The 11,710-nt window shown below is 73.0% G+C and carries 11 protein-coding genes and 1 pseudogene; 7 read left to right on the top strand and 5 right to left on the bottom strand.

The genetic code is table 11. From position 1 onward, the window contains the following. Nucleotides 1–36: 36 nt before the first annotated feature. The 4 genes from thrC to ACSNOH_RS28830 all read right to left on the bottom strand — a co-directional run bounded on the left by thrC (nucleotide 37) and on the right by ACSNOH_RS28830 (nucleotide 4,851). The gene (gene thrC / locus ACSNOH_RS28815; protein ID WP_436724371.1) at nucleotides 37–1,104 is read right to left on the bottom strand and encodes a threonine synthase; all 1,068 of its coding nucleotides are present in this window, start codon (nucleotides 1,102–1,104) and stop codon (nucleotides 37–39) included. Between the two features lie 8 nt (nucleotides 1,105–1,112). Further along, a complete protein-coding gene (locus tag ACSNOH_RS28820; protein WP_436724372.1) occupies nucleotides 1,113–2,405 on the bottom strand; it encodes a homoserine dehydrogenase in 1,293 nt (430 codons plus the stop codon). A gap of 155 nt (nucleotides 2,406–2,560) precedes the next feature. Then, nucleotides 2,561–3,952, bottom strand: coding sequence for a diaminopimelate decarboxylase (gene lysA, locus ACSNOH_RS28825; protein ID WP_436724373.1), 1,392 nt, complete (start codon nucleotides 3,950–3,952; stop codon nucleotides 2,561–2,563). 14 nt (nucleotides 3,953–3,966) lie between these two features. Beyond that, nucleotides 3,967–4,851, bottom strand: a complete 885-nt coding sequence (locus tag ACSNOH_RS28830) for a DALR anticodon-binding domain-containing protein (RefSeq protein ID WP_436724381.1) — start codon at nucleotides 4,849–4,851, stop codon at nucleotides 3,967–3,969. Between ACSNOH_RS28830 and ACSNOH_RS28835 the strand changes: the two are divergent. From ACSNOH_RS28835 to nudC, 3 genes and pseudogenes are all read left to right on the top strand, one after another. After that, nucleotides 4,765–5,160, top strand: a pseudogene (locus ACSNOH_RS28835) (PD-(D/E)XK nuclease family protein); the annotation flags it as partial. The gene ACSNOH_RS28830 and the pseudogene ACSNOH_RS28835 sit on opposite strands and share 87 nt — an antisense overlap. A 58-nt stretch (nucleotides 5,161–5,218) precedes the next feature. Next, nucleotides 5,219–6,655, top strand: a complete 1,437-nt coding sequence (locus ACSNOH_RS28840) for a dipeptidase (RefSeq protein WP_436724374.1) — start codon at nucleotides 5,219–5,221, stop codon at nucleotides 6,653–6,655. A 57-nt stretch (nucleotides 6,656–6,712) separates the two neighbouring features. Next, a complete protein-coding gene (gene nudC / locus ACSNOH_RS28845; protein ID WP_436724375.1) occupies nucleotides 6,713–7,654 on the top strand; it encodes an NAD(+) diphosphatase in 942 nt (313 codons plus the stop codon). A 70-nt stretch (nucleotides 7,655–7,724) separates the two neighbouring features. Here the strand turns inward: nudC and ACSNOH_RS28850 are convergent, their stop codons facing one another. Beyond that, entirely contained in the window at nucleotides 7,725–7,982 is a 258-nt protein-coding gene (locus ACSNOH_RS28850; protein ID WP_436724376.1) for a glutaredoxin domain-containing protein, read from the bottom strand. A 190-nt stretch (nucleotides 7,983–8,172) separates the two neighbouring features. Between ACSNOH_RS28850 and ACSNOH_RS28855 the strand changes: the two genes are divergently transcribed. From ACSNOH_RS28855 to ACSNOH_RS28870, 4 genes are all read left to right on the top strand, one after another. Next, a complete protein-coding gene (locus tag ACSNOH_RS28855; protein ID WP_436724377.1) occupies nucleotides 8,173–10,377 on the top strand; it encodes an ATP-dependent DNA helicase UvrD2 in 2,205 nt (734 codons plus the stop codon). Between the two features lie 160 nt (nucleotides 10,378–10,537). Further along, nucleotides 10,538–10,858, top strand: a complete 321-nt coding sequence (locus ACSNOH_RS28860; protein WP_436724378.1) for a hypothetical protein — start codon at nucleotides 10,538–10,540, stop codon at nucleotides 10,856–10,858. A gap of 131 nt (nucleotides 10,859–10,989) precedes the next feature. Further along, on the top strand, nucleotides 10,990–11,352 hold the full coding sequence (locus ACSNOH_RS28865; protein WP_436724379.1) for a WhiB family transcriptional regulator: 363 nt from the start codon (nucleotides 10,990–10,992) through the stop codon (nucleotides 11,350–11,352). Then, nucleotides 11,349–11,675 (top strand): hypothetical protein, encoded by a 327-nt coding sequence (locus tag ACSNOH_RS28870; RefSeq protein WP_436724380.1) that lies wholly within the window; start codon nucleotides 11,349–11,351, stop codon nucleotides 11,673–11,675. Before ACSNOH_RS28865 ends, ACSNOH_RS28870 begins: the two co-directional genes overlap by 4 nt. The last annotated feature ends 35 nt before the right edge of the window (nucleotides 11,676–11,710 follow it).

Below are 11,710 nucleotides of genomic sequence, written 5' to 3' on the forward strand. Positions count from 1 at the left end.
GCCCGGCACGTAAAGGCCGGGCCGGCAACGTAAACGTCAGACGAGACCCAGCCGCTGCGCAGCAGCCGCCGCATCCACCGGCACAGTCACCGGCTGCGGCGCCCCCGCAACCGCCCAGTCCGGATCCTTGAGCCCGTTGCCCGTGACCGTACAGACGATCCGCTGACCGCGGTCGACCAGACCCAGCTCCGCGGCCTTGAGCAGCCCCGCGACGCTCGCGGCGGAGGCGGGCTCGACGAAGACGCCCTCCTGCGAGGCCAACAGCCGGTACGCGGCCAGAATCTGGCGGTCGGTCACCTCGTCGATGAGACCGCCCGATTCGTCCCGCGCCTGCTCGGCGAACTGCCAGGACGCGGGGTTGCCGATACGGATCGCGGTGGCGATGGTGTGCGGGTCCTTGACCGGCTCGCCGCGCACGATCGGCGCCGAACCGGAGGCCTGGAAGCCCCACATCCGGGGCGTGCGGGAGGCGATCCCGTCCGCGGCGTACTCCCGGTAACCGCGCCAGTAGGCGGTGATGTTGCCGGCGTTGCCGACGGGGAGGACGTGGATGTCGGGGGCGTCGCCGAGCGCGTCGACGATCTCGAACGCGGCGGTCTTCTGGCCCTCGATGCGCACCGGGTTGACCGAGTTGACCAGCGCCACCGGGTACTGCTCGGAGAGGCCGCGGGCCAGCGTCAGGCAGTCGTCGAAGTTGCCGTCGACCTGCAGGATGCGGGCGCCGTGGACCAGGGCCTGGCCCATCTTGCCGAGGGCGATCTTGCCCTGCGGGACGAGGACGGCGCAGACCATGCCGGCCCGTACGGCGTAGGCCGCGGCCGAGGCGGAGGTGTTGCCGGTGGAGGCGCAGATGACGGCCTTCGCGCCCTCCTCCTTCGCCCGCGTGATGGCCATGGTCATGCCGCGGTCCTTGAAGGAACCGGTGGGGTTCGCGCCCTCGACCTTGAGGTGGACCTCACAGCCCGTGCGCTCGGAGAGCACCTGGGCGGGGACGAGCGGCGTGCCGCCCTCGCGGAGGGTGACCACCGGGGTGTCCGCGGAGACCGGAAGGCGGTCGCGGTACTCCTCGATGATGCCGCGCCACTGGTGGGTTTGCTTGAACATTGCTTTTGTTACTCCCCTTCAACCCGCATGATGCTCGCGACACCGCGGACCGTGTCCAGCTTGCGCAGCGCCTCGACCGTCGCCGACAGGGCGGCGTCGGCGGCCCGGTGGGTGACGACGACGAGGGAGGCCTCGCCGTCCTTGCCCTGCTGGCGGACCGTGTCGATGGACACGCCGTGCTCGGCGAAGACGGTGGCCACCTGGGCCAGCACGCCGGGCTTGTCGGCCACGTCGAGGCTGATGTGGTAGCGCGTGACCACCTCGCCCATCGTGCTCACCGGCAGCCGTGTGTAGGCGGACTCGCCGGGACCGGTGGCCTCGGCGACCTTGTTGCGGCAGACGGCGACGAGGTCGCCGAGGACCGCGGAGGCGGTCGGCGAGCCGCCGGCGCCGGGGCCGTAGAACATCAGCTGGCCGGCCGCGTCGGCCTCGATGAAGACCGCGTTGTACGCCTCGCGCACGGAGGCGAGCGGGTGGCTCAGCGGGATCATCGCGGGGTGGACGCGCGCGGTGACCGACCGGCCGTCGGCGGCCCGCTCGCAGATGGCCAGCAGCTTGATGGTGCAGCCCATCTCCTTTGCGGATGCGAAGTCCGCGGCGGTGACCTCCGTCATGCCCTCGCGGTAGACGTCGTCGAGCCGGACCCGGGTGTGGAAGGCGATCCCGGCGAGGATCGCGGCCTTCGCGGCGGCGTCGAAGCCCTCGACGTCGGCGGTCGGGTCCGCCTCCGCGTACCCCAGGGCGGTGGCCTCGTCCAGCGCCTCGGAGTAGCCCGCGCCGCTGGAGTCCATCTTGTCGAGGATGAAGTTGGTAGTGCCGTTGACGATGCCGAGCACGCGGTTGACCTTGTCGCCGGCGAGGGACTCGCGCAGCGGCCGGACCAGCGGGATGGCGCCGGCCACGGCGGCCTCGTAGTAGAGGTCCACGCCGTGCTGCTCGGCGGCGGCGTGCAGGGCGGCGCCGTCCTGGGCGAGCAGGGCCTTGTTCGCCGAGACGACGCTGGCGCCGTGCTCGAACGCGGTGGTGATCAGCGTGCGGGCCGGCTCGATGCCGCCGATGACCTCGACGACCACGTCGATGTCGTCGCGTTTGACGAGCGCGGTGGCGTCGGTGGTGATGAGCTCCTCGGGCACCCCGGCGCGGACGCGGCCGGGCCGGCGGACGGCGATGCCCGCGAGCTCGACGGGCGCGCCGATGCGCGCCGTAAGGTCGTCCGCGTGCGTCGTCATGATGCGCGCCACTTCAGAGCCGACCACTCCACAGCCCAGCAGCGCCACTTTCAGCGGACGCGTACGCATCATCCGACCCCTGCTTTTCATCGATACGGCCTCGTACATCTTGGGTTGTGCACCAGTCTCACTCACCGGACGGAGGTTTCCCTCCGCTGTCCAGTATCCGAGACCTTTGTTTCCGTCAGCGTTGCTGCGGCATTGCGTGCTCTTGCCTGGTTCTTCTGTCAGCCGACGTCGAGACGGAAGAGGTCCTCTTCGGTCTCGCGCCGGACGATCACCCGGGCCGCGCCGTCGGCCACGGCCACGACCGGCGGCCGCAGCGCGTGGTTGTAGTTGCTGGCCATCGAGCGGCAGTAGGCGCCGGTGGCCGGCACCGCGAGCAGGTCGCCCGGGGCCAGGTCGGCGGGGAGGAAGGCGTCGCGGACGACGATGTCACCGGATTCGCAGTGCTTGCCGACGACGCGCGAGAGCATCGGGGCGGCCGCCGACGTCCGGGAGACCAGCGCGACGCTGTACTCCGCGTCGTAGAGCGCGGTGCGGATGTTGTCCGACATGCCGCCGTCGACGCTGACGTACGTGCGCAGGCCCGGCAGCTCCTTGACCGTGCCGACCTCGTAGAGGGTGAAGGCGGTGGGGCCGACGATGGCGCGCCCCGGCTCGACGGAGATCCGCGGCACCGCGAGCCCGGCCGCCGCGCACTCGCGGGTGACGATCTCGCGCAGGGCGGCGGCGATCTCCTTCGGGTCGCGCGGGTCGTCGTCGGAGGTGTAGGCGATGCCGAGGCCGCCGCCGAGGTCGATCTCGGGGAGCTCGACGCCGTGCTCGTCGCGGATGCGGGCCAGCAGCCCGACGACCCGGTGGGCCGCGACCTCGAAGCCGGAGGTGTCGAAGATCTGCGAGCCGATGTGGGAGTGGATGCCGACGAGTTCGAGCCCGTCGAGCTTGAGGGCGCGCCGGACCGCCTCGGCGGCCTGGCCGCCGGCGAGCGCGAGCCCGAACTTCTGGTCCTCGTGGGCAGTGGCGATGAACTCGTGAGTGTGCGCCTCGACGCCGACCGTGATCCGGATCTGGACGCGCTGCCGCTTGCCGAGCCGCTCGGCGATGTGGGCGACGCGCACGATCTCCTGGAAGGAGTCGAGGACGATCCGGCCGACGCCGGCCTCGACGGCGCGGGTGATCTCTTCGGTGCTCTTGTTGTTGCCGTGCAGGGCGATGCGCTCGGCGGGCATGCCGGCGTCGAGGGCGGTGGCGAGCTCACCGGCGGAGCAGACGTCGAGGTTGAGCCCCTCCTCGTGCAGCCACCGCACGACGGCGCGGGAGAGGAACGCCTTCCCGGCGTAGAAGACGTCCGCCTCGTCGCCGAAGGCGTCCCGCCAGGCGCGGCACCGCTCCCGGAAGTCGGTCTCGTCCAGGAAGTAGGCGGGGGTGCCGAACTCCTCGGCGAGACGGGTGACGGGGATGCCGCCGACGGTCACGACGCCGTGCTCGTCGCGCGCCACGGTGCGGGACCACACCTTCGGGTCGAGGGCGTTGAGGTCGGCGGGCGGCGGGGTGTAGTGGCCCTCGGGCAGGACGTCGGCGTAGCGGGGCCCGGCGGGGTGGGCGGAACGGCTCATGGTCTCTGATCCCCTCAGAGGTGTGCGGGTGCGGTGATGCCGAGCTGGTGGAGGCCGTCGGCCAGCACGTTGCCCGTGGCCTCGGCGAGGGCCAGGCGGGCGCGGTGGACGGCCGAGGGTTTCTCGTCACCGAGGGGCAGGACGGCGCGGTCGGCCTGCCAGGTCAGGAAGGCGCCGGCGGTGCGGTCGAGGTGCCGGGCGAGGCGCCGGGGGTCGCGGGCGGCGCGGACGCGGCGGTGGTCGGCGAGGGCGGCAAAAAGCGGGGCGGCGGCGGGGTGCTCGTACTCGGCCGGCTCGGCCGCCTCGGACCGGAAGCCGAGGTCGCGGGCGTTGCGCAGCAGCCGCTGCGTACGGGCGTGGGCGTAGCGCACCCGGAAGAGGGGGTTGTGCTCGCGCTGGACGAGGAACTCGGCGCGGTCCGCGCCGGGGGGCCACAGGAGGCTCCAGCGGGCGGCGTCGGAACCGAGGCGGGCGAGGAGGGCGGGGAGCTCGTGGCCGGGATCGGGCAGGGGCAGCGGCTCGGCGGCGGCCGGCGGATCGAGGGCGTCCCGTACGAGCTGGACGTAGGAGTTCCCCTCAAGGGTGATGTTGAGGAAGCCGGGCCCGGCGATCTCGACGCGGGCGATCCCCGGCTCCGCGGCCAGCCGCTTGCGGAGCACCTCGGCGACCTCGCGGGCGGGCCGGCCGGTGTCCTGGGCCACGCGCAGGGCGACGTTGGTGGCGAAGTCGCCGCAACCGGGGCGGGGCGGGACCCGCACGGTGACCCGCGTGGGCGCGGCGGCGGGCAGCTCGTCGGCCTCGACGACGACGGCCCCGGCCCCGAGATCGCCGACGAGCAGGAGCTCGCCGCCCTCAAGGAGGCCTTCGAGCGCACCCCGTACGCCCGCCGCGTGCCCCACCGCACCGAGGTTCCCGTCCAGCTCACCCTCGCGGGCCGCGTCGTCCGCGGCCGCATCGACGCCGTCTACCGCGAGCGCGGCCCCGAGGGCGACACGTACGAGATCGTCGACTGGAAGACGAGCCGCGCCCACGACGCCGACCCGCTGCAGCTCGCGATCTACCGCGTCGCCTGGGCCGAGCAGCACGGCCTGCCGCTGTCCTCCGTGACCGCCGCGTTCGTCTACGTGCGCGACGGCGAGACCGTCCGCCCGCCCGGCCTCCCCGACCGCGCCGGGCTCGAACGGCTCCTGCTGGGAGAGCCCGGATGACCAGGGCGGACGCCGGGCCGGTCATGGTCACGATGCGTGTCCGGATAGGCTCGATGCCATGAGCGAGACTCCGGACAGCGCCGTCCGCGCGTTTATCGAAGGCCACCGCGCCGCCTTCCTCGACGACCTCGTCGAGTGGCTCCGCATCCCCTCGGTCTCGGCCGACCCCGCGCGCGCCGGAGACGTGCGCCGCAGCGCCGAGTGGCTGGCCGCGAAGCTCCGCGAGACGGGCTTCCCGGTCGCGGAGGTCTGGGAGACCGACGGCGCCCCGGCGGTGTTCGCCGAGTGGCCCTCGGGCGACGAGGGCGCGCCCACCGTCCTGGTCTACGGCCACCACGACGTCCAGCCCGCCGCCCGCGAGGACGGCTGGCACACCGAGCCCTTCGAGCCCGTCGTCAAGGACGGCAAGCTGTACGCCCGCGGCGCCGCCGACGACAAGGGCCAGGTGTTCTTCCACACCCTCGGCGTCCGCGCCCACCTCGCCGCCACCGGCCGTACGGCCCCCGCGGTCAGCCTCAAGCTCCTCATCGAGGGCGAGGAGGAGTCCGGCTCGGAGCACTTCGCCGAGCTCGTCCGCGCCCACGCCGGCCGCCTCGCCTGCGACACGGTGATCGTCTCGGACACCGGCATGTGGTCCGCGGACACCCCCACCGTCTGCACCGGCATGCGCGGCCTCGCCGACTGCCAGATCGACCTCTACGGCCCCGGCCAGGACATCCACTCCGGCTCCTTCGGCGGCGCGGTGCCCAACCCCGCCATGGAGGCCGCCCGGCTCGCCGCCGCCCTCCACGACGAGGACCTGCGCGTCGCGATCCCCGGCTTCTACGACGGCGTCGCCGAGCTCACCGACCGCGAACGCGAGCTCTTCGCCGAGCTGCCCTTCGACGAGGAGCAGTGGCTGCGCACCGCCCACTCGCACGCCACGCTGGGCGAGGCCGGCTACAGCACGCTGGAGCGCATCTGGGCCCGCCCCACCGCCGAGGTCAACGGCATCGGCGGCGGCTACCAGGGCCCCGGCGGGAAGACGATCGTCCCCTCCACCGCCCAGCTGAAGCTGTCGTTCCGGCTCGTGGCGGGCCAGGACACCGGCCGCGTCCAGGAGGCCGTGCGCCGGTGGGTCGCCGACACGCTCCCGGACGGCATCCGCCACGAGATCACCTTCTGGGGCGCCACCCGCCCCTGCCTGACCCCCCTGGACCACCCGTACCTGAAGTCGGTCGTGCGGTCCATGGAGCGCGCCTTCGGCACCAAGGTCCGCTTCACCCGCGAGGGCGGCTCCGGCCCCGCCGCCGACCTGCAGGACGTGCTCGGCGTGCCGGTTCTCTTCCTCGGCATCTCGGTGCCCTCGGACGGCTGGCACGCCCCGAACGAGAAGGTCGAGCTCGACCTGCTGATGAAGGGCGTCGAGACCGCCGCCCACCTGTGGGCCGACCTCGCGGAGGCGGACGGCTCCCGCACGGCGCCGCAGGGGCCCGGCGCCGGGTGCGCCGGCTAGCCCGCGCACCGCACAGACGACCATCGCAGGAATTCGCAGGGGGAGTTGGAAGCAGCAGTGACCACCTGGACCGAGCACACGGCCGCCCGGCCGATCACCCTCACCGGCGTGAGCGGCATCGACCGCGCCGCCCACCACCGCCTGGACGAGGCGTGGCTCGCCGCGGCCTGGAGCCACCCCTCCACGAGGGTCTTCGTGGTCTCCGGCGGGCAGGCGCTGATCGACGACACCCCGGACGGCCGCACCGAGCTCGTCATGACCCCGGCCTTCGAGGCCCCCGTCACCGAGACCCACCGCTACTTCCTCGGCCAGGACGCGGACGGCATCGCCTACTTCGCGCTGCAGAAGGACGCCCTGCCGGGGCGGATGGACCAGTCCGCGCGCCCCGCCGGGCTGCGCGAGGCGGGCCTGCTGCTCTCGCCGCGCGACGCCGGGCTGATGGTCCACGCGGTCGCCCTGGAGAACTGGCAGCGGCTGCACCGCTTCTGCTCGCGCTGCGGCGAGCGCACGGTCGTCGCGGCCGCCGGCCACATCCGCCGCTGCCCGGCCTGCGGCGCCGAGCACTACCCGCGCACCGACCCGGCCGTGATCATGCTGGTCACCGACGAGGACGACCGCGCACTGCTCGGCCGCCAGATGCACTGGCCCGAGGGCCGCTTCTCCACCCTCGCGGGCTTCGTCGAGCCGGGCGAGTCGCTGGAGCAGGCGGTGCGGCGCGAGGTCGCCGAGGAGGCGGGCGTCGTCGTCGGGGACGTGGAGTACGTCGCGAGCCAGCCCTGGCCGTTCCCGTCCAGCCTGATGCTGGGCTTCATGGCGCGGGCCACGTCCCGCGAGATCCAGGTGGACGGCGAGGAGATCCACGAGGCGCGCTGGTTCTCGCGCGAGGAGCTCCGGGAGGCCTTCGCCACCGGGGAGGTCCTGCCGCCGACGGGCATCTCGATCGCGGCCCGCCTGCTGGAGCTCTGGTACGGCGAGCCGCTGCCGCAGGGCCAGCCCTGACGGACACGGCGAAGGCCCCGGTCCGCGGACCGGGGCCCTTCCGGCCGGTGTGCTCGCAGCGAGCGCGGCGTCAGGACGCGAGGGCCTGCTTGACCTGGGCCAGGGACGGGTTGGTCATGGTGACCGGCGCCGCACCGCTGAGGGGGGTCACCAGGACCGTCGGGACCGTCTGGTTGCCGTCGTTCGCCTTCTCCACGAAGGCCGCCGACTCGGCGTCGAGCTCGATGTTGATCTCGTTGTAGGCGATTCCCTCGCGGTCCAGCTGGCTCTTCAGCCGGCGGCAGTAGCCGCACCAGGTGGTGCTGTACATCGTCACGGTGCCCGACATTCGACCTCGTGCCCTTCTCTCGGTGGTGGTTCCGGTCCGCCCCCTGGTCGTGCCGCGGGTACCGATCCGGGTGTTGTTCCGGTGGTAGAACGTGCACCTACCCGCAGCCATTCCCGTATTCGTACGACTACCGCGTCACCCCTGTGGACGGCGTTCCCGGTCGCCCCGCCGGACCTGGCAGCATGGCGGGGTGACAGCAGCAACGCACTCCACCCTCTTCCCGCCGGTTCCGGACTCCCCGGACGCGGTGCTCGACGGGCTCGACCCCGAGCAGCGCGAGGTGGCGACGGCCCTCGGCGGCCCGGTGTGCGTGCTGGCCGGCGCCGGCACGGGCAAGACCCGCGCGATCACCCACCGCATCGCCTACGGCGTCCGCTCCGGCGTGCTCCAGCCCTCCAGCGTGCTCGCCGTCACGTTCACCAACCGCGCCGCGGGGGAGATGCGCGGCCGGCTCCGCCAGCTCGGCGCGGGCGGCGTCCAGGCCCGCACGTTCCACTCGGCCGCCCTGCGCCAGCTGCAGTACTTCTGGCCCAAGGCCGTCGGCGGGGAGCTGCCCCGGCTGGCCGAGCGGAAGGTCCAGATCGTCGCGGAGGCCGCCGCCCGCTGCAAGGTCCGCCTCGACCGCACCGAGCTGCGCGACGTCACCGGTGAGATCGAGTGGGCGAAGGTCACCCAGACCGTCCCCGAGGACTATCCGGCGGCCAGGGCCAAGGCGGGCCGCGAGGCCCCGCGCGACCCCGCCGAGATCGCCCGCATCTACGCGGGCTACGAGGCGCTCAAGCGCGACCGCGGTGTGATCGACTTCGAGGACGTGCTGCTGCTCACCGTCGGCGTCCTGCAGGACCGGCACGACATCGCCGAGACCGTCCGCCGCCAGTACCAGCACTTCGTCGTCGACGAGTACCAGGACGTCAGCCCGCTCCAGCAGCGCCTGCTGGAGCTGTGGCTGGGCGACCGCGACAGCCTCTGCGTCGTCGGCGACGCCAGCCAGACGATCTATTCGTTCACCGGCGCCACCCCCGACCACCTGCTGAACTTCCGCATCCGCCATCCCCACGCCACGGTCGTCAAGCTCGTCCGGGACTACCGCTCGACCCCCCAGGTCGTCCACCTCGCCAACGGCCTGCTCTCCCAGGCCCGCGGCCGGGCCGCGGAACACCGCCTCGCGCTGGTCTCCCAGCGCGAGCCCGGCCCCGAGCCCGTCTACGGCGAATACGCGGACGAGCCCGCCGAGGCCGAGGGCACCGCCCGCCGCGTCCGGGACCTCATCGACTCCGGGGTGCCCGCGAGCGAGATCGCGGTCCTCTTCCGCATCAACGCCCAGTCCGAGGTCTACGAACAGGCCCTCGCCGACGCCGGCGTGCCCTACCAGCTGCGCGGCGCCGAGCGGTTCTTCGAGCGGCCCGAGGTGCGCGAGGCCGGGCTGCTGCTGCGCGGCGCCGCCCGGGCCGGCGGCGCCGACTCCCAGCTCGCCGGTGCCGATGACGTCCCCTCCCAGGTGCGGGCCGTCCTGGGCACCCGCGGCTGGACGCCCGAGCCGCCCGCCGGCTCGGGCGCGGTCCGCGACCGCTGGGAATCCCTCGCCGCCCTCGTGCGCCTCGCCGAGGATTTCGTCCGGGCCCGGCCCGCGGCGACCCTCGCCGACCTCGTGGCCGAGCTCGACGAGCGCGCGAGCGCCCAGCACGCCCCCACCGTCGAAGGTGTGACCCTCGCCTCACTTCACGCCGCCAAGGGCCTGGAGTGGGACGCCGTGTTCCTCGTCGGCCTCGCCGAGGGCATGATGCCGATCACATACGCCAGGACGGACGAGCAGATCGAGGAGGAGCGGCGCCTCCTCTACGTGGGCGTCACCCGGGCCCGCCGCCACCTCTCCCTGTCCTGGGCGCTCTCCCGGACGCCCGGCGGCCGCCCCTCCCGGCGCCCCACCCGCTTCCTGAACGGCCTGCGGCCGGGCTCCGCGGCGGTCCGCACCGGCCCGGGGTCCCGCGGCGCTTCCGGGGGCGTCGAGCGCGGCCCGGAGCGCCGCCGCAAGCGGGGCTCCGCCCGCTGCCGGGTCTGCGGCCGCACCCTGACCGACGCGGGCGAGATCAAGCTCATGCGCTGCGAGGACTGCCCCTCCGAGCTCGACGAGGCGCTCTACGAGCGGCTGCGCGACTGGCGCGCGGCCGAGGCCGGCCGGCTGGGCCAGCCCGCCTACTGCATCTTCACCGACAAGACGCTCCTCGCGATCGCGGAGGCCGTTCCGGGAACCGAAGCGGAGCTCGCGCGCATCTCAGGGGTGGGAGGACGCAAGCTCGGCTCGTTCGGCGCGGACGTCCTCGCACTGTGCGCAGGACATGACCTGACGTCGGAAGATGCGTCCCACGACACATCCGAAGAATCTCCGGAAAAATAGTTTGCGCACGCGGACGGCCTGCCCATAGCCTTCCGAGCACGGAGACAACGGCTCTTCCGGGAGCCGTGGGATCCGTGCTGTACTGAACCGGCTGTACCGAACCGAAAAGCCCGGACCTGTCCCGACAGGTCCCCGACGACGCCGAGAGGAGGCGAGACCAATGATCAGCTTCAAGACCAGCAACAAAATGACCGATCGCCCGGTCATCGCCGCCCGTCCGCTCGGCTTCTCCTTCGGTTCGTTCCAGGGCACCGGTCTGTCCGGCGCCGGTTTCGCTCCGGTCAACGGCTCCGCCCTGACCAACGAAACCTCCCTGATCAATGAGCGACCGACCAAGGCGTCCGCGGTAGAGGCAGCAGCAACGGCACAGGCCCAGGCCTATGCCCTTGCGGCGACGACCAACGGCGCCGGATCCGTCAGCACGCAGCACCACACGATGTGGGCCTTCCGTGGGCTCGAACCCTGGAGAGATCCAGCCTGATCGGCATGATCAGGTCGGCACCTTCCAGGGCCGCGGAACCCACACCGGGATCCGCGGCCCTTTTGTTTGCCCCCTCGCCGAGGGGAACCAGCCCGGCCACGAGCCGGAAGACAGACGAGGAAACAGACACCGTGCAACTCAAGGCACACACCCCGTCAGTAGCGACCGACCTGATCCCCCCGCCCGTCCCCACGGAGGACACCTTGACCCCCCTCACCGCCCTGTCCGACCTCGACGACGCGATCGAGAACCTGGGCACCCCCGTCCCCTGCCGCAGCTACGACCCGGAGGTCTTCTTCGCCGAGTCCCCCGCGGACGTGGAGTACGCCAAGTCGCTCTGCCGGACCTGCCCGCTGCGCGAGGCCTGCCTCGCCGGCGCCCTGGACCGCCGCGAGCCGTGGGGCGTCTGGGGCGGCGAGCTCTTCGTCCAGGGCGTCGTGGTGGCCCGCAAGCGGCCCCGTGGCCGTCCGCGCAAGAACCCGGTCGCCGCATGAACGCCTTCGGCACCATCGACCGCCCCACCACGCACGACCCCAAGAAGCAGGATCCGACGATGCACCGCCCCTCCGCCGAACCCTTCGGCCCCGAATTCCCCCTCCGTGACACTGCCCGCGCGACCGCCTCGCGCCAGAACAGGAACCTCGAAATGCAACTCATCCCAGAAGCCCTGGCCCGTGCCCATATGCACGAGCGACTGAGGGAGGCCGAGACCGAGAGGCGGGCCACCCGGCTGGCCGCGGCCCGGCGCATGCAGCGCCGCGCCGAGCGCGCCTCGATGCGCGCCCGCCGGGCCCTCGCCATGGCCGTCATGAACTGACCGGCCGCCCCGGGCGGGCCTCGCCCGCCCTCCCG

Origin of the sequence: Streptomyces sp. URMC 127 (assembly GCF_051386535.1) — a bacterium.
Taxonomy (GTDB): Bacteria; Actinomycetota; Actinomycetes; order Streptomycetales; family Streptomycetaceae; genus Streptomyces.